17 protein-coding genes are annotated in these 16,893 nt (G+C 52.2%); 8 read left to right on the top strand and 9 right to left on the bottom strand.

The genetic code is table 11. The annotated features are described in order from the left end of the window. Positions 1–131 precede the first annotated feature (131 nt). Complete coding sequence (locus K5K95_RS25590) at positions 132–485, top strand: transporter (RefSeq protein WP_222590427.1); 354 nt, start codon at positions 132–134, stop codon at positions 483–485. Positions 486–892: 407 nt separating this feature from the next. Here K5K95_RS25590 and K5K95_RS25585 read toward each other — a convergent pair whose 3' ends face one another. Together K5K95_RS25585 and K5K95_RS25580 are read right to left on the bottom strand one after the other, a co-directional pair. Next, on the bottom strand, positions 893–1,309 hold the full coding sequence (locus K5K95_RS25585) for a DUF6010 family protein (protein ID WP_222586682.1): 417 nt from the start codon (positions 1,307–1,309) through the stop codon (positions 893–895). A gap of 340 nt (positions 1,310–1,649) precedes the next feature. Next, on the bottom strand, positions 1,650–2,480 hold the full coding sequence (locus K5K95_RS25580; RefSeq protein ID WP_222586681.1) for an AraC family transcriptional regulator: 831 nt from the start codon (positions 2,478–2,480) through the stop codon (positions 1,650–1,652). Positions 2,481–2,561: 81 nt separating this feature from the next. On the opposite strand from K5K95_RS25580, the gene K5K95_RS25575 reads away from it, so the two are divergent. After that, positions 2,562–3,086 carry an AraC family ligand binding domain-containing protein gene (locus tag K5K95_RS25575; protein ID WP_222586680.1) on the top strand — a complete coding sequence of 175 codons (525 nt, stop codon included), beginning with the start codon at positions 2,562–2,564 and terminating at the stop codon, positions 3,084–3,086. Between the two features lie 34 nt (positions 3,087–3,120). Next, positions 3,121–4,344: a 1-deoxy-D-xylulose-5-phosphate reductoisomerase gene (gene ispC, locus K5K95_RS25570; protein ID WP_222586679.1), complete on the top strand. Its 1,224-nt coding sequence runs from the start codon at positions 3,121–3,123 to the stop codon at positions 4,342–4,344. A 47-nt stretch (positions 4,345–4,391) separates the two neighbouring features. Here the strand turns inward: ispC and K5K95_RS25565 are convergent, their stop codons facing one another. Both K5K95_RS25565 and K5K95_RS25560 read right to left on the bottom strand, forming a co-directional pair. Continuing rightward, on the bottom strand, positions 4,392–4,874 hold the full coding sequence (locus tag K5K95_RS25565) for a hypothetical protein (protein ID WP_222586678.1): 483 nt from the start codon (positions 4,872–4,874) through the stop codon (positions 4,392–4,394). A 181-nt stretch (positions 4,875–5,055) separates the two neighbouring features. Continuing rightward, positions 5,056–5,799: an SDR family NAD(P)-dependent oxidoreductase gene (locus tag K5K95_RS25560; RefSeq protein ID WP_222586677.1), complete on the bottom strand. Its 744-nt coding sequence runs from the start codon at positions 5,797–5,799 to the stop codon at positions 5,056–5,058. A gap of 308 nt (positions 5,800–6,107) precedes the next feature. Between K5K95_RS25560 and K5K95_RS25555 the strand changes: the two genes are divergently transcribed. The 5 genes from K5K95_RS25555 (at position 6,108) to K5K95_RS25535 (ending at position 11,298) form a co-directional block, all read left to right on the top strand. After that, on the top strand, positions 6,108–6,869 hold the full coding sequence (locus tag K5K95_RS25555) for an SDR family oxidoreductase (protein ID WP_222586676.1): 762 nt from the start codon (positions 6,108–6,110) through the stop codon (positions 6,867–6,869). Between the two features lie 113 nt (positions 6,870–6,982). Continuing rightward, positions 6,983–7,942 carry a GlxA family transcriptional regulator gene (locus K5K95_RS25550; RefSeq protein WP_222586675.1) on the top strand — a complete coding sequence of 320 codons (960 nt, stop codon included), beginning with the start codon at positions 6,983–6,985 and terminating at the stop codon, positions 7,940–7,942. Positions 7,943–8,027: 85 nt separating this feature from the next. Next, positions 8,028–9,185: a DJ-1/PfpI family protein gene (locus K5K95_RS25545; RefSeq protein WP_222586674.1), complete on the top strand. Its 1,158-nt coding sequence runs from the start codon at positions 8,028–8,030 to the stop codon at positions 9,183–9,185. Between the two features lie 49 nt (positions 9,186–9,234). Further along, positions 9,235–10,155, top strand: coding sequence for a LysR family transcriptional regulator (locus K5K95_RS25540; RefSeq protein WP_222586673.1), 921 nt, complete (start codon positions 9,235–9,237; stop codon positions 10,153–10,155). A 90-nt stretch (positions 10,156–10,245) separates the two neighbouring features. Further along, the gene (locus K5K95_RS25535) at positions 10,246–11,298 is read left to right on the top strand and encodes a hypothetical protein (protein ID WP_261398070.1); all 1,053 of its coding nucleotides are present in this window, start codon (positions 10,246–10,248) and stop codon (positions 11,296–11,298) included. Between the two features lie 55 nt (positions 11,299–11,353). Here the strand turns inward: K5K95_RS25535 and K5K95_RS25530 are convergent, their stop codons facing one another. The 5 genes from K5K95_RS25530 to K5K95_RS25510 all read right to left on the bottom strand — a co-directional run bounded on the left by K5K95_RS25530 (position 11,354) and on the right by K5K95_RS25510 (position 16,883). Next, on the bottom strand, positions 11,354–12,904 hold the full coding sequence (locus tag K5K95_RS25530) for a flavodoxin domain-containing protein (protein ID WP_222586672.1): 1,551 nt from the start codon (positions 12,902–12,904) through the stop codon (positions 11,354–11,356). 6 nt (positions 12,905–12,910) lie between these two features. Next, positions 12,911–13,330, bottom strand: a complete 420-nt coding sequence (locus K5K95_RS25525) for a PAS domain-containing protein (RefSeq protein WP_222586671.1) — start codon at positions 13,328–13,330, stop codon at positions 12,911–12,913. Positions 13,331–13,565: 235 nt separating this feature from the next. Then, positions 13,566–14,444, bottom strand: coding sequence for an alpha/beta hydrolase (locus K5K95_RS25520; protein WP_222586670.1), 879 nt, complete (start codon positions 14,442–14,444; stop codon positions 13,566–13,568). Positions 14,445–14,483: 39 nt separating this feature from the next. Beyond that, positions 14,484–15,491 (bottom strand): amidohydrolase family protein, encoded by a 1,008-nt coding sequence (locus K5K95_RS25515; RefSeq protein WP_222586669.1) that lies wholly within the window; start codon positions 15,489–15,491, stop codon positions 14,484–14,486. Positions 15,492–15,521: 30 nt separating this feature from the next. Beyond that, positions 15,522–16,883 carry an outer membrane beta-barrel protein gene (locus K5K95_RS25510; protein ID WP_222586668.1) on the bottom strand — a complete coding sequence of 454 codons (1,362 nt, stop codon included), beginning with the start codon at positions 16,881–16,883 and terminating at the stop codon, positions 15,522–15,524. Between the last annotated feature and the right edge of the window lie 10 nt (positions 16,884–16,893).

The raw sequence follows: 16,893 nt of genomic DNA, 5'->3' as shown, positions 1-16,893 counted from the left end.
CTTGGGAGGGAACCCGAACTGCCTGACGAGGCTCGACGTAGTTGTTGCTCGTTTCCGAATCCACATTCCGGGGCGATTTGCTTGAGTGAAATGTCCGCGTCGCAAAGCCGAAGACTACCGTTTCCTGGCGCCTGCACTACCTGTGGAATGGCAAGAACAATGACCCTTCGCCGGGCTCCTACTGTGTCGATGTACGTGACATGCAAGCAGGGCAGGCGATGCATGTGAACTTTAACGTGCTGTATGCCCTTCGACCGGATTTTCAGATTGGGATCAACGGTTATTGGCTTAAGCAGGTCACCGATACCCAGATCGAGGGTCATGATGTTTCGGGTCGCAAGGAACAGGTGTTTGCCATCGGACCTGGTGCCGTATACAGCTTCTCTAAAGACAACATCGTAACGGCCAACCTGTACTTCGAAAGCGAGGCAGAGAATCGTCCGGAAGGTAACCGCTTCGTACTTCGCTGGCTGCACAATCTCTAAGCGTGGGTGCTTTGGAACGGGTGTGAACAAAGGGGCGCTCAGCGCCCCTTTTTCTTACAGAGTGTTCCGTCGTGAATTCAGGAGTGTTGAACCACGGCGTCGACATGAGCACTGTCGACCAATTGAACATTGCACAGTATTTGCGCGGTGGCTGGGTTTCGTAATTTTTGAATGCTGCTGGGCACCTGTGTTGTCATGCACTCGTCCATGAACGTTCCATATCCCAGGGCGAGGAACGCGCCGACACGGGCGAGTCTTTCTATGGTGGGGGCGTGCGCATGAATTTACTCCTCAAGAAGGGAGAAGGGTACGTTTCAAAGCGGTGCCGGTCTTGATTGTGCATGTAGACCGCGCATGACTCTGAATGCCAATCCTCGTGAAACCGCCGGCGTACCGATTAATCGTTTTCAGGTCGTGCGAAGGTCCGTTTTTTTAAGGCGTATGCCAAGCCACAACACGTAAAACCCGATCACGAAATCCACACTGGCGCAAAACACCGGATACCAATCTGGTGCTCCGGGGTTGGTAAAAAACAGTTCGTGGGTCATGTCATACATGCCGTGAAGGAGCCACAGTCCCCCAACGACATACCCGGACGTTGGCAGGCTGGCGAATGCGAACAGAAGCCCTCCAAGCAGAAAGGGAATCCCGACCATCAACTCCTTTAATCCTGTTGCCCGATCACCGGCGTACAATGCGAAGAGGCAATAAATGGCCGGTAACGTAACGAGGCATGCCGCGTACATCCACCGCTCACCGCTGAGTTGTTTTGCCAAAAATATCGAGGCCACGCCGACCAACAAACCCGTTATGCCTTCAATCATTCTTCATCTCCCTGCTTGCCATCATTATTCTTCGAGCGATTGTCAGCCATAACGAAAGCGTTGTGAAACGCTCCAGTTTTGCGTGAGCCAGTTGCTTCAGCTCAAGGTCGATTTTGTTACTACGTTGAGCGTGGTCCCTGCGCTGTTCAGCCAGGCTGGCTATTCGGGTAACTTAACAATTCACTTCGTCGACGACCTGCCTTGCTCCTCGATGGCCGCAGCCAACTGCAAACTTATTCCGGTTATCTCGCCAACCTCAAGAGCTCGATCAAGGCAGCCGCAAGTAAAGCGAAAACGGCAAAAATCCTAGGCGATGAATAACTCGCAACTATTGCCGGTTTTATTGCGGTTGAGTGTTAGCTGGCAGCAGGAGTGCTTTCCTTGAAGTGCCCAGTTGTTCGAGGAAATACCCCGGCGTCACGCCCATGATTTCGTGAAAGGAAGCAGTAAAGGAGGCGGTGCTCGAGAAGCCAAGTTGCGCGGCTATCTGTTTGATGCGTGCCCCTTCCCGACTCAACGCATTGATTGCGGCCATCATCCGCGCGCGCTGACGCCACTTCTTGAACGTCAGGTGAGTTTCGGCTGCAAAAAGACGTGTAGCGGTTCTCTGTGAAACGCCAACTTCATGGGCCAGGGCTTCAAAGCTGCGCAGCCCCTTGGGGTCTTTCATCGCCAGTTCTGCGATGCGTCGAGCCCGGACGTCCCTTGGCATCGGTATGAAGGTTGTCGAGTCTGTCGCTTCCACCAGCTCAAACAAAACCAGTTTCGCCGCCAGTTCAACTTTTTCGGGATGGGCTTCACTGTTGAACAAAGTCAGCACAAGGCCACGTAACAGTGGGCCGACACCCACGACAAACTCCTGGTGCAGATTCAAGGCCTGCGAATGCGGACGTATCCACTCGGACTCAATGTACAGCGTGCGCATCTCAACATCGGTCAGCATCAGGATCGCATGAGGCACGCTTTGAGGAAGCCATACGGCGCGCTGGGGTGGTACGAGCCATCGACCCGCTGGAGTGGTGACTTCCATCAGTCCGTGTGTGGCGAAGAGCAATTGAGCCTGGTCATGGGCATGCAGTGGCAACTCACCACCCGCCTCATAACGACGTGAAAGTGTCTGAAAGGCCCCGGTGAGTTTTTGCAAATGAGGTGAGGTCTGAGGGAATGGCATCTTGGCTATACTTTTTGTCTGCACGTCGATGAGCGGTTAGCTTACCCTTAAGTCTCATGTTCAGTTAAGGGAACACGACGTTTGACAGACAGCCAGAGCAACCCGACCGCAAATACGATCGACAGCTACGCACGCGATCACAGCGTCAGCCCTCTCGAAGAATCGCTCAAATTACGCGTCCTTTTTGATACCGCGCAATGGGCGCGAGTGCATCCGATGCACGGTCACAGTATCGAGTACCGCAAGCCGCAGCTTTTCTCCCCTCACCAACACCGTGAGGGGAAGCTTATTTACGCCGACATGGGTGCTGCGGTAATTGCGACTGAAGATCAGCGCTGGGCTATTGCTCCGGGGAGAGCGTTGTGGATTTGTCCTGGTATTCGACACTGGACACGCACCGTTCACCACGTGCGTATTCGCTCGGTGCTGATAGATCGTGCACTTGAAGATTTTTTACCCACCACATGCCGCTACATAAGCATATCGCCCCTCTTGGCAGAACTGATCAAGGCCGTATCCGTTAATTCGGAGGAAGGTCTTGTCAGTGATCGAGATAAGGCTCTGGCGGCACTTCTGATCCATGAGCTCAACTGCGCTGCCGCTTGATAATTAGACCGCCAACAATTTTTGAGAGGCCCTAATGCCTACCGATCAACCGATATCATCCATCCCTCCTGTGGAATCGCAGAACATAACCATACTGGGTGCAACCGGGTCAGTAGGGCTCAATACGCTGGATGTCATAAGCCGCCATCCTGAGCGTTATCGGGTTTTTGCGCTGAGCGGCATGACCCAGCTTGAATTACTGACAAAACTCTGTGTAGTTCACCGCCCATTTTATGCTGTTGTTGCGCACGCGAAAGAGGCGCGGGCCATGCAAAATTGGCTGTTGGAAGCCGGCTCCGACACCTTGGTGCTGTATGGGGAACGTGGGCTTGAAACCGTGGCTGCTCACCCGCAGGTGGATACTGTCGTTTCGGCAATCGTGGGCGCAGCAGGGTTGAAGCCGACATTGGCTGCGGTGAATGCAGGCAAAAAAATCCTGCTGGCCAACAAAGAAGCGCTCGTCATGTCTGGCGCGCTTTTTATGGAGGCGGTTAGCCGCTGCGGCGCAATATTGCTGCCGATCGATAGTGAACATAATGCGATATTTCAATGTTTGCCGGTCGGGTATGGCGGTGTACTGGCAGATGCAGGAATTCGCCGGATTGTGCTCACCGCATCCGGTGGGCCTTTGCGCGAAATGCCTCTCTGTGCATTGTACGACGTCACTCCCGACCAGGCTTGTGCCCATCCGAACTGGCCCATGGGGCGAAAAATTTCGGTCGACTCCGCCTCGATGATGAACAAAGGCCTGGAGCTGATTGAAGCCTGCTGGCTATTTGGCGCGACCCCCGATCAAGTCGAGGTGGTGATTCACCCGCAGAGCGTTATCCATTCTTTGGTCGACTATGTTGACGGTTCGATGCTGGCGCAGTTGGGCAATCCCGATATGCGTACACCTATCAGTCATGCGCTTGCGTGGCCTGAAAGAATTGACTCAGGCGTGACACCGCTAAACCTTTGCGCTGTGGCGCGTCTGGATTTTGAGCCGCCCGATGACACCCGTTTTCCGTGCCTAGCCCTGGCTCGCCAAGTGGCCAAAACGGGTGGGACTGCGCCCGCCATGCTTAACGCGGCAAATGAAGTGGCTGTGGCAGCATTTCTTGCTCAGCGGATTCGGTTTACACAAATTCCGGACGTGATTAACACTGTTCTCGACGACAAACCGGTAGAGGCTGCAAATGACTTGGAGGTGGTCTTGATGGCTGATACATCGGCACGCCTGCTGGCTGAGCAATGGTTGGCGCGACGCGCAAACTAGTGTGGTTGTTTGGGGCGCAGCGAAATCGTTGCAGCGCCCCTGATTATTCATTTACCTCGTGGTGCCATCAGTGCGTTTACGAGTCTGAGATCCGGAGCTTGGAGTTTCAACTCCACTTCTTTTTGGCGTAAATCGTTAGTAATGGAAGTGAGAATGCCGCTCAGGACCGACAGCTCAAGTTGAATTTTGCTGATTTTTCCCTGGCGTTCTTTATCACTCAACGAGTGATCGCTCATGGCGGCTTGTAACTCTTCCATTTTTTTATCTATTTTTTCCTGAATTTCCCTGATTGACTTCAAGTATTTTTTGATGCTGTCCGGAAGTTTGCTCGCGTCAATGTCCGCATTCTTTTGCTGCTCCCCAGCAAGCTTTTCTTTACCTTCAGCAGATATCGTGACGATGACGGGCTTTTCCAGCGGCGAAGGGGCTTGCGGCGATATAGCGTCTGTGTTTTCAATTTCAGCAGGTGCGCTTGCCGGCACCTGCAAAGGAAGTGTGTTAACGGCGGGGATGCTACTAATAGCTGACATTATAATTCCAAAAGAGAGGTTGTATAACTGTCTCGGCCGCCCTCGTGGAGTCTTAAATAAATTCTGGACTTAAAGTGATAATATTCTCTGTATTAACATTTTGTTAAATAACTCGATTCAATTGGTTAAAAAAGCGCGAAAGATTCACGCTTTTTTATCCCTATATAGTCGGAGAAATTTTCTAGCGAGTGGTGTAACCGCTGTCCACGATCCAGTCCTGACCGTAAACGCTTCTCGCGCCCTGACTTAATTGAAACAGAATGACGTCCGCGACCGCCCCGGCATCTAAAAATTGGCCCTCTAAAAGTCGCGCGTTGACTTGGGTGGCGACAGTGGCCAAATCATGATGAGTAAGCCCTAATGTTGACCAGATCGGTGTCGCAGTAGGGCCGGGGGAAACCATGTTGATTCGTATCCCATGCGGTGCCAACTCCACTGCCAGCGTACGGGCGTGCGCTTGAAGTGCCGCCTTGGAAGCAATATAAGCAGCGAGGCCCGGGAACGTAATCTTAGCCAAAAACGTTCCAATGAATACTACGGAGGCTGGTTGAGCCAGATGGGCGCGTAAGCAAGCCAGCGTATTCAATGCCCCCGCACCGTTGACCGCCCACTGACGATCAAAGGCTTGAGCGTCAAGTCCATCAGCGAGTTCAGCAATACCTGCATTAGGCACAAGAAAATGAACTGGACCCAAGCGTGAAGCATGCTGCTCTAGTTGATCCAAATCTTCTTTTCTAGTGACATCACCTGCGATCCAGATCAATTGATCTGCAAATTGTCGAGCCAGTTCTTCCAGTCCACCCATTTGGCGCGACATGGTAAGTACCCGAGCGCCTTGCGAAAGTAGACGCGTAGCAACTGCCAGACCTATACCAGAACTAGCGCCGGTTATCACGGCCAGACGCCCTTCGAACTCATTACTCATCACGCTTTATCCTTTTTGGTTTTGGATCGGTTTGATATTCAAGTATCGGTCATTCAAAAAACGGGCCAGACGCAATGCCCATGAAAAGCATGGGAATAGTCCCTTGCGCAGTCTTTATGACTACCAAATGTAGCGGTCAAAAAGACTGCACATGGTCATTTGGACACGTTTAATGGACTGTCCATAAAAATGAAAATTGGAAACTTATTTTTATGAGAAAGATGCACTAAGGTTGACTGCACGTTGGATCAGTTTTGATCACACGAAATAGGTATACGATTGCCCTGAGGTTAAGAAGGCGAAGAGTGATGAGTTGCAGCGAAGAGCGAATTCTGGTGACGGGTGCAAGCGGCGTACTCGGAAGTGCCGTAGTTGATAACCTTGTTTTGCGCAGAGTGAAAGTGATCGGCTGTGGGCGCCAATCAAAACCAATGGGGTCCAGCAACGATTGGCGAAAGGTCGATTTACTGACCGGCGACGGCCTTGACGCAGCGATAAACGACACCACCTGCATCATTCACTGTGCGTCAAACCCTTCTTCACCGCGTGAAGACATTGGGGCACTGGAAAATTTGATAACGGTAGCCAGGGAAAAGGGCCGACACATTGTCTACGTCAGTATCGCCGGAATTGAACAGGCGGCTGATGACTATGAGTGTTATCGGGTCAAGCTGGAGTGCGAGCAGCGCCTCGCCAGGTCCGGTTTTGGTTATACGATTACGCGCGCCACACCGTTCCATCCGTTCGTTAGTCAAATGCTCAAGCGGCTGACATTGGGGCCGTTTTTGATGGTACCGAAGATGACGTTACAGCCAGTCGATCCTTCATTTATCGCTCAGCGTCTGGTGACCTATGCGCTGGATCGCTATCAGGGAAGAACTCCTGATCTTGCTGGGCCGGAGGTCATTGACCAGAGAAAACTTACCGCCGAATGGATGAAATCAAGGCGCACGACAAAAATGCGAATACCTGCTCCTCGCTTCCGTTCAGTCAGGGCTATCGAAGGATTGAGCAGAGTTACGGGCGAGAAGGGTGGGCGATCGTGGCGAGAGTGGTTAAGTAATCTCTAACGGCGTTCAATTAGCTTGGTTATTACAGACGGCATGCTGAAAAATGAGAAATGGAGCCGGGACATTACCGTGCTCCTAGGTAGTGCGGACTCTTATCAGCAATGGTCATTCTAATGAGCCTTTCCATAGTTTTTTACATAGTGCCCGGCTTCGAATTGCTGGACCTCAGTGGCCCGATTTGTGTATTCAATATGGCGGCAAAGAAAAAAGATGAAAGCTATTCCGTTAAAGTTGTCTCCGCCGACGGCGGTTATATCAAGAGCTCATCCGGAATTGTGGTGGAAACTCAACCGTTCCACGCAGTCGCGTGTGATAGCTTGATATTGATCGGAGGTTCTGACGAAATAGCTCGATCCCAAGGCCCCTCTAAGTCCAGATTGATAGGTGTGGCTAGTAAAAAAACGAGAAGGCTGGCCAGTGTTTGTACCGGAACTTTTTTACTGGCCGAAGCAGGACTGCTTGATGGAAAACGAGCCACCACTCACTGGCGGTTCACTGAACGTTTGCAAGCGGCTTACCCGACTTCTGAGATCACATCAGACAGAATCTATGTACAGGACGGGCAGTTGTGGACTTCAGCTGGTGTCACAGCGGGTATCGACATGGCTCTAGCGTTTGTGCAACAGGACTATGGTGTTGAATTGTCCAGGGAGATCGCCCAGGACATGGTCCTCCAACAACGCCGTGAAGGCGGACAATCGCAGCGTCAGGGGGACATGCAATTCGATCCGCCATCTGGTCGCGTGGAGCAAGTGCTGGTTTATGCTCGCAGCCATATCAAGGAAAATCTTTCGGTCAATAGGCTTGCCCAAGCCGCGAATCTTAGTGAGCGTCAGCTAAGCCGAATTTTCAGGGTTGAACTCGGTGTCACACCGGCCAAAGCAATCGAGCAGATGCGCGTTGAGTTGGCATTGCCATTGGTTGACGGCTCTACTCGGTCAATGGAGCGTATTGCTCGCGAAGTTGGTTTCGCCGATGCAGTAACAATGCGCCAAAGTTTTATCCGCATGTTGGATATCACCCCGCAAGCGTTGCGTAACTCTATGAATAAAGTGGCGAAAACGCCATCGTGAGCGTTTGATCGTCAAATGCGTTTGAGATGTCTGAATTCCATCGTTTGTTGTCCTTTACGCAATTTCAAGTTGCGGTGATAGTGAATTGAACAAATCCAGTGAAAACATTTCTATGCTCAGCTATCAACGCTTTGTTACCCCCCTCACTCTTTTGAGCACGCTGTTAATGTCGTGCACGGCATCTGCGGTGTCTCCTTCAGTCGTTGTTGGCGCGGAAGGGAAGGCGGGCAATGAACTGATTGATCCGTATCAACGGCGTTTTGATCGACCACAGCCTGTAGTGGTAATTGTGGGGGACAACGGTGGGACCGAACTCACCGATTTTGTAATTCCTTTTGGCGTCCTTGCATCATCGGGCGTGGCGACAGTGGTGAGTGTGTCCACTGCACCAGGGGCCATGCAGATGTTTCCCGCGCTTAAAGTGCAGGCGCAGTACACCCTCCAACAATTCGACGAGGCCTTTCCTCAAGGCGCTGACTACGTGGTTATTCCAGCCATCAAAGACCAAGATAACGTTGATTTGATCAACTGGCTGACGACGCAATCGGGCAAGGGCAGCAGCCTGGTCAGTATCTGTAATGGGGCGATCACTCTGGCAAATACTGGGTTGATGAATGGTCATCGCGCCACGGCCCATTGGGCCAGCGAAAAAAGTCGGGCGTTAAATTTTCCAGATGTTTTTTGGCAGAAAAATACACGTTATGTCGCGGATGGAAAGATTATTTCAAGCGCCGGCATCAGTGCGTCTTTACCCATATCAATTGCATTGGTTCAGGCCATTGCAGGATTAGATAAAGCCAACGCGGTGGCCGCAGAGCTGGGCGTAACTGACTGGAGTTCCAACCACAGCAGCGATGCCTTCCAGCAGCTCAACGACGACCCTTCGATGTCTTGGCGGGTACAACACAAAGAGCCCGCCCGTTTGAATATTCCGTTGAACGATGGCACGGACGAAATTGCGTTGGCGTTGAGGGCTGAAGCCTATACGCACAGCGGAGCGGCACGGGTCATCTCGGTGTCTGACAGTGTAAAAGCGATCACAACCCGCCATAACTTATTAATCGTTCCAGATAAACAGATCGTGATCAGTACTCCATCTGCAGCATTAAATTCCAAATCCAGAACACTGCCTTCAGCAAAAGCGCTGGATGAGGCCCTTGATGAAATTGCCAATGAATATGGTTCCCCGGCCGCCGTACAGGCAGCACGCGTCATGGAGTATCCCAGCCTTTACCTGAAGTGAATCAACCGAATACCAAATGCTCTGCGCCCACGTGTAAAAGGAGTTTCAAATGTCGATCGGTAAAAATTTTGCCGGTGTAATTGCCTTTATGAAGGTCGCCGCCAGTGAAAGTTTTAGCGATGCCGCCCGAGAGCTGGGCATTTCTGTGCCAGCGGTTAGTCGGAGCGTCAGTCGACTGGAAGCACAGCTCGATATCAAGCTTTTGGAACGCACTACGCACCGAGTCGCAGTAACACCCGAGGGGCGTTGTTTTTTTGAAAGTTGTTTGCCCAGCGTCGAGCATCTGCTCAAGGCAACCGCAGAACTGAAGAACTCGACGCAGCGACCTGCCGGAACGGTACGTATCAGCTCAACTGTAGGCTTTGGGCGAAATAGCATCGCTCCGTTATTGCACGGTTTTAAGAAACTCTATCCTGACATACAGCTGGAGTTCGATCTGAATGATCGACAGGTTGATTTTTCCGAAGGGCAGGTGGATGTAGCAATTCGCAATGGACGCTTGGAAGATGCTGACATCATTGCCCGGCAGTTGCTGCCAATGCAGCTGATTACTTGCGGGGCACCGGACTACCTGAACGCTGCGGGACTGCCCGCCACTCTTGATGATTTGCAACGCCACGACATCATCGCTTTTCGCCGGGAGAAGACCGGGAGACCCTATGATTGGGAGTTTGATGTTGATGGGGTGTTTACTCAGCTGTCTCTACCTTACACGCAGCTGTTCAACGATCCGGAATTGATAGCGCTAGCCACAATTGCCGGTGGCGGATTGGCGCAAATCGGTAGTTATCACGCCGAGCACTGGATCGCACAGGGGCTGCTTGTGCCGGTGATGCCTCAGTACATTGCGCAGGGTAGAGGGCATTTCATTTGTTATAGGCGACGGGAAAAGACGCCGCTGCGGGTCAAGCTTTTTGTCGATTACATTGTTGATGCATTCACGCCGGCGGAGCTCGCCAGGTTGGCGTAGCGGGGGTTAACAACCTTTTACCTCGCTGTCTAATTGTGGTCAAAGTAGTCCAGGTCCACTATTCACCTTCTTAAATTTATACAGGAATTCATGATGTTAACGGCGAATCCGGCTGCCCGGAATTTGGTTGAAACTGAATCTGTCAGCGTGCTTTTCGAATGGTTATGGTTGCTCCCCTTTGCAGCTGCCCTTTATTACCCGTGGGCACTTTCATGGAGTAATCAGGCGCACCTCTCGGGCGCCAGCCCCCTTGTAACTGTGGCGATTATGCTCACAGCTTACGCGGTACCGGCGATGGCATTTATCTGTGTTTACTTGACAGGTGCGCAACCCGTGATCAGCGGTCGAATGGTGCTTGCAAGGCGTTTGGCTTGCCTGGCAGTTGCGGCGCCGCCGGCTTATACGTTGTTAGGTGTATTGCTGTATTTGATGAAAATATACGGTCACGATATCGCGGTCTGGACGGGGCTTTGGCTGGCCCTCATTGGTTATTTCACGATGCATTCGTCTACAAAACCGGTCGTCAGCTTCCCGGCTTCCGACAGTGCCTATCGACGTCTTCGTGTTGCGCATGGCATCTCTTCACTGGCGATCATGGTCGCCTTCCTGGCACCTCACTTGTTTAACCATTTGTTAGGCGTGTTCGGTGCCGATGTCCATCGCGCAGTCATGGAGGCGCTGAGGGTGGTCTACCGTAATGCAGTGCTGGAACCCATCATAATCGTCGCGTTTTTCTTTCAAATTCTGAGCGGGTTGGTGCTGATAAGACCTAAAACTATCAGTCGTGCCGACATGCTCGATGCACTGCAGACTGCATCCGGGGCGTACCTGACGTTGTTCATCGCATCGCATATCAACTCCGTCTTCACCTTGGCCCGCTATTTCGGAACGGAGACAGACTACAAGTGGGCCGTTGCAGACCCCGTGGGTTTAGTGGCTGATGCATGGAGCATCCGTTTGCTGCCACACTATTCCCTGGCCGTGTTTTTTTTGATCGCGCATCTTGCCTGCGGTATGCGGGTGGTAATGCGCAATCACGATGTTCGGCCCGCGGTGTACTCCGCATCGACGTGGGGTGTGATTTTAGTTGGCGGGCTAGTGACCGCTATTATTACCGCAGGGATGATTGGCGCCCGCCTGTAACCCCCCACAATAAAATGCCCCGGTCCGGGGCATTTTTTATGACAATTAACGTGTTTCAGTACAGCTCTTTGTGCAATCTGTTGTCGGCCTCCAGATCTTCGACGAACAAACCGGCGGCTTCCTCAGTCAGATGGCCGAAGATGATGGCGATGGTGGCAAGCGCCTGATTGATTGAGCGTTCGAGGTTGCTTTTGTTACCACACAGGTACAAATGAGCACCTGCTTCAAGCAAGCCCCAGATATACGCACCATGCTCGACAATGGCGTCCTGTACGTAATAGCGCGACTCGCCATCACGCGAGAACGCTGTCAGCACTTTGTTGAGTATTCCTTTCTCCTTCCAAAGATCGATTTTCGGCTTATACAGAAAATCCGACGCTCGTCGTCTGTCACCAAACACCAGGCATGTTTGGGGCGTGTGATTTTCCTGCCCGAGTTGCTCTAAAAGTGCGATCAGTGGCGCAATGCCTGTGCCGGTTCCGATCAACACTAACGGATGATCAACGCCCTTGGGTAGGTGAAAACGCGGATTGCTGCGGGCGAAGATTTTGACCGTAGGATTCTGACTGGTCAGAAAGCCGGTGGCAGCCCCTTTGCGCTGTCGCCCTGACAGTGAGTAGTTAATTTCCCTGAAACACACATCCACATAGGTCGTATTGTCGTGAGAGGCAATGGAATAGGCGCGGGGCAATAGTTGAGGTAACCACTGCGCCAGGTCTTGAGGCGTGAAGCTGTGTGGGTCGCAGAAGTCCGTCAATATATCGAGGATGTCCTTGCCATAGAGGTACTCCTCGAGTGCTTTGCGCTGACTGACTTTCAACAAGCCTTTAAGGTCTTCATTTTGGGTCGTCCTGGCTATTTCCCGTAGCGTGGATTTGCTCACTTGCCGTAGCTCCCGGTTCTCCAGCAGCGCCTTTACGTCTGTATTGTCGAACCATTGAACGAGGTGGCTCAACAAGTCCGGTTCGTTCGGTGCGAGCACGTACAAGTTATCGCCGGCGCGGTATTTGATTCCGCTTCCCTCGATATCGAGTCGTAGATGAAAAGCAAAGGGGGGGCTCTGGTTCAGTTGGGTTCGAGCGATTACGCGCGCAGGATATGCGGCGTGCTCGCCGTAGGCTTTGACTTGCAGTCGTAACGTGGTGCCCGCGCGCGGGTTTCCTTGCAGTACGGCGTGGAACGCAGTGCACCAAGTCTCGAAGAACGCTTCGAAGTCGGAGTCAGCGTCAACGCGATTCATGAAAGGTACAGCGTTGCCTGCGAGCAGCGCGGCATCTACCGCTTTGGTGAACCCACAGAAAGTCGGATAGGCCGTATCGCCGAGTCCGAAGATCGCATAACTAAGATTGCGCAGTGTGGGGGTATTGGCGATGCGCTCAATAAAGCATTCAGCGTTAGCCGGAGGATCGCCATCGCCAAACGAACTCGATACGATGATCAATCGATCCTTGGGTGTCAGCGTGTCGAGCATCAGCGCGTTGAGGTCTTGCACGGCCAGTTCGAAAGGCTGCAGGAAGGGGAGGTGCAACAGTCGTTGCACCAGCCCTCGCGCGTTGCCAGATTCGGAACCATAGCCGATAACAATTCGATCAATTGTCTCTGGCATGGCTGACTACCTGTCGTAATATTCGTCGAATTGCTCCTTGGAGAACTCCAGAGCTTCGAAGTCACTCATCAGGTCGTTTATCACGCGGCGGATACTGATGAACTCGACAATGCTGCCTTCTGAATCGAAGACGGGCTGGACGGTTGTGTCAACGACATAGAGCCCGCCGTTCTTTCCTACGTTGGGGATGACGCCCGTCCAGATTTCGCCTTTTTTGATGGTGTCCCACATCTGTTTGTAAGTGCTTTTTGGAACCGATGCGTGACGAACGATGCTGTGTGGTTTTCCGAGCAATTCATCCTGTGAGTAGCCGGTCAATTTGCAGAATAGATCGTTGACGTAGGTGATATTTCCTTGCAAGTCCGTCGTGGAAATCACCATGACGTTTTCAAGCGCGCTCAAAACTTTTTGGTTCAAGCTTTGCATATTGACTGCTTCCTTTTGATTTTAAAATTATCTGGCTAATGACCGATAGCAAATGGGTTCTTGTTTGTTTAGAGCCATCAATACTCATGCCATAAATAATTATTAATTAAATCAACAAGATAATATTTAAATAGTCATAATGACCAGTAACAATTGATGTCAATGTGACAACTTTAGTTGTCAATATGACATCAATGCTGGTCTTGTAATCGATGCGGTAGCAGTAGTTCGTTGGTTATTTGCAACGCAACGCGAAAGCAAGCTGCTCAAGTTGAAAAGCTTCACCTGCATGGTGAAAGTCAATGCAGTGCCCAGCGTCCTTGCACCAGTTCGCATCGACGGAAGGCGCCTGAGTAAACGCCGCTGCAAAGCGCTGAATCTGTTCGTCATCAACGACCCACAACTTCTCAAATTCAGGCTGCCTGTAATGGACGGGCACGCTGACGCGGCTGGCGAGCGCCTTGACCTGCTCCGGCCACCCTCCCACGATGTCGATCAGCTCACTCCGAGGGCTGGGCGCATTGGCGGCATGACTCGCCAGGGGCATGACTCGCTGATCGTAGGTAGAAGGTGGGCCGAAGCAAAAATTGTCCATCACTTCACTGGGCACTTCTATCAACGGCAAGTCTGGCAACGTCGCCCAATTGTCTTTAGATTCTTGAACAGGTTCGAGCCCAATGCCTGAAATCGCCAGGCCCAGCAGCGGCCATTTCGGATGTAGGGCCGCGATGGCGGTAGCCACTGCGCCGCCTATGGAATGGCCGATCAAGACCACACCGCGTGCGCCGTTGTGATGGGTGTGCCAAATTGCTTCAATCGCCAGACTCAATAGTTCTGCGTTGACCTGGATGGTGGTCTGAGGGGTGGCGAACGCGCTACTGGCGCCATAGCCCAATCTATCGATGGCGACGATCGGGATACCATTCGCCTGCGCCCGATCCAGCAGGGAATATCCACTGATATCAAAGTAAGAAGATCTGTAGGTACCTCCGTGTATGGCGATAATTAACGGACGCCCTTCGAAGCTGCCGGAAGGGAAGCGAGTCAAGCCGGAAATCGGCACGCCATCGGCGTGCGTCAATACATTGAATGGGGTTTCGTGTTGTTGAGTCATGTTCACCTCAGCTGTCGAAAAAATGGAAAGTCCGCATGATTACCGGCGTGCAAATCGGGAGAAGAGTGAGTGGGCGTTCTGTGAAAATATCTTACGTTTGAAGGCTTCATCGAGCTGATCGGTTTCGGCTAGTTTTTGAATCAGCGATTCGACGATGGCATTGGGTGTGAACGGCCAGTCGCTGCCGTACAAAAGTTTGTCCGGATCGGCAATCGACAGTAGTGCAGGCAGAAGGCGGGGAACGGGGAAGCCCGCCAAATCAAAATACAGCTTGCGCAGTTGACCAAACACCTCATCAGGCGCAACGGGTTCGTCCAGTCCCAGCGCAGGTGAAAGTCCAATGATCCTGTCTACCAGGATGGGCAATGCTGCACCGGCATGCGGAATAATCAGCTTGATATCAGGGTGTTTTTTCAGCACACCTTTCAACAATAAATTGCTGACCGCTCGGGTCGTCTCGAACATGAATTCCACCATCGGCCGAGGAAAGCCTAAGGAGGGATTTTGGCAGCAGGTGCAGTTGGGGGAGGTCGGGTGTATGAACACCACTGCTTTGCGGCGATTGAGTTCCGCAAACACGCTATCGAATCGATCATCTCCTAAATAAATACCGTGGTGATTGGTTTCCAGTACGACGCCATCCGCATGCAGTACGTCGAACGCAAACTCGATTTCAGCCAACGCCCCTTGAACATCTGGTAATGGCAGACTGGCGAAATGGCCAAATCGCTCAGGATAGGCGCGGACGGCAGCGGCAGCCTCTTCGTTGACACTTCTGGCGAGTGCTCTGGCGGCATCGTCATCGCCAAAGTGAACGCCGGGCGAAGACACCGACAACATTGCTGTTGAGATGCCAAAACGATCCATTGACTGCAAGGCCAATTCAACGCTCCAGACCGGGAGGCCGGGCATTCCATCTGGCTGTGAATGCCCGGCGGCACTGGCTTCAGCCCGATAGCGATCAGTCAGGAAGTGAGCATGGACGTCGAACCTTCCGTCGTTTAGGGGGACGATCGGTTGTGCAGGCGAAGATGAGTTGTGGTTCATTGATAGCTTCCAATGACTAGGGTGAGGGCGTCAGAAGTAGAAGAGTGCTTCTACAGTGCTCGTAACTTGCTTCGTTTCACGACCGTTACCGAATGGCCGTTGGTCGTCGTTACCGTCGAACCAATCCGAGCGTATTTCTGGTCGAATCGAGATGTACTTGTTCAGGTCCCAACGCAGGCCTGCTGTAAGCGCTTTGTAGGTGCCTTTTGCTGCCGACGCCGGGAAAAGAATGAAGGCATCCGGATCACTGAAGCGTTCGGCACGTACCGAAAATGAAAGATCGGGCTGATATTGGTAGCTTATGACCGCGTTGGCGCCGTACCACTTCGCACCATCAAAACCAGGGCCGGTAACAATGTCGACTGTAGTGTTTTTGCCATCGCCACTTTGCCGCCCATATGTGAGTTCAGCGCCCATGGACCATTTATCGTCAAATGCATACCACCCGTTTAGCGAGTGCTGCTGCTTGAGTTGTCCATCAGGTGAAACTATCCGCGCGGAAGGAAATTGGCCTCTGGCGAAACTCTTGTTCTGCTCATTACCAGCCACGAATTCATAATCAACCCAGGCTTTCATGTCACTGCTGCGCCACCGGAGGGCTCCGGTGATTGATTGGTCGTCATTGTTATCCTGCATGTTATTCCAACCACGAACGACACCTAGTTCAACACCCAAAATTCCGTTGTCATTATTCATCACACGAGTACCCGCCATCACCCCTGTAAAAGTTCCCGGGTCACTGGCAAACGCATAGGTCTTCGTTGCGAACTGGTTCCTGGAGGCGCGCACGTTCGGTGGAATTTCGTAGCCGATGGCGGTGCCGAATACGCCAGCGATAACGTTGAATCCTGGGCCATAGGGCACATAGACCTGACCGAACATATTGGTCATTGCTAGATAATTTTTCTTATCGCGCCTCGTCTTATCGAGGTCTTTGTCGTTTGCGGCGTTTGGCCCCCAATTCATGTCCCAGCCAAATGTTCTGCCGAACTGTGGGTTGCGGCCGTAGACCAACTCTGCACTGAAGCCGAAGGAAAACTCTTCCGGCTTTGGGCCGGGCAGCGGAGTGATCCGGGGGATCATTGTTGACTTCAATTTTTTGTCGATGAACAGGTGTGAGGTCGCGAGCTCAAATCCCTCGTCGGAATACCAGAGGACGGGCAGGTTAGAGAACCCGGACTCTCTTTCTTCGTGGGTAGAGGTGTTGTTCCGTGAATAACCCATGTCGATCAGGCTCGATACGGTGATCCCGTAGTTTTTTTCAAGACTGTCTCCGAACAGCGATTTGAACAGTGTTCCTTCTCCATGCTCTGGCTCATTGGCAGCCAGAAGCGGGGAGAGTGGAAATCCGAGCAATACGAAGCCGGCGACGACTACATTGAATGTGCGCACAGGAAGTTAC

The organism is Pseudomonas sp. DR48 (assembly GCF_019823085.1).
Lineage (GTDB): Bacteria > Pseudomonadota > Gammaproteobacteria > Pseudomonadales > Pseudomonadaceae > Aquipseudomonas.
Note: the sequence above shows the minus strand (reverse complement) of the source record. Positions and strands in the feature narration are given on the sequence as shown.

Excerpts from the sequence above, each read along its gene's own strand:
- K5K95_RS25585 (WP_222586682.1), bottom strand. The coding sequence starts at position 1,309 with ATGATTGAAGGCATAACGGGTTTGTTGGTCGGCGTGGCCTCGATATTT.
- K5K95_RS25550 (WP_222586675.1), top strand. The coding sequence starts at position 6,983 with ATGAGCCTTTCCATAGTTTTTTACATAGTGCCCGGCTTCGAATTGCTG.
- K5K95_RS25525 (WP_222586671.1), bottom strand. The coding sequence starts at position 13,330 with ATGCAAAGCTTGAACCAAAAAGTTTTGAGCGCGCTTGAAAACGTCATG.
- ispC (WP_222586679.1), top strand. The coding sequence starts at position 3,121 with ATGCCTACCGATCAACCGATATCATCCATCCCTCCTGTGGAATCGCAG.
- K5K95_RS25515 (WP_222586669.1), bottom strand. The coding sequence starts at position 15,491 with ATGAACCACAACTCATCTTCGCCTGCACAACCGATCGTCCCCCTAAAC.
- K5K95_RS25520 (WP_222586670.1), bottom strand. The coding sequence starts at position 14,444 with ATGACTCAACAACACGAAACCCCATTCAATGTATTGACGCACGCCGAT.
- K5K95_RS25540 (WP_222586673.1), top strand. The coding sequence starts at position 9,235 with ATGTCGATCGGTAAAAATTTTGCCGGTGTAATTGCCTTTATGAAGGTC.
- K5K95_RS25535 (WP_261398070.1), top strand. The coding sequence starts at position 10,246 with ATGATGTTAACGGCGAATCCGGCTGCCCGGAATTTGGTTGAAACTGAA.
- K5K95_RS25565 (WP_222586678.1), bottom strand. The coding sequence starts at position 4,874 with ATGTCAGCTATTAGTAGCATCCCCGCCGTTAACACACTTCCTTTGCAG.
- K5K95_RS25555 (WP_222586676.1), top strand. The coding sequence starts at position 6,108 with ATGAGTTGCAGCGAAGAGCGAATTCTGGTGACGGGTGCAAGCGGCGTA.
- K5K95_RS25530 (WP_222586672.1), bottom strand. The coding sequence starts at position 12,904 with ATGCCAGAGACAATTGATCGAATTGTTATCGGCTATGGTTCCGAATCT.
- K5K95_RS25560 (WP_222586677.1), bottom strand. The coding sequence starts at position 5,799 with ATGAGTAATGAGTTCGAAGGGCGTCTGGCCGTGATAACCGGCGCTAGT.
- K5K95_RS25580 (WP_222586681.1), bottom strand. The coding sequence starts at position 2,480 with ATGCCATTCCCTCAGACCTCACCTCATTTGCAAAAACTCACCGGGGCC.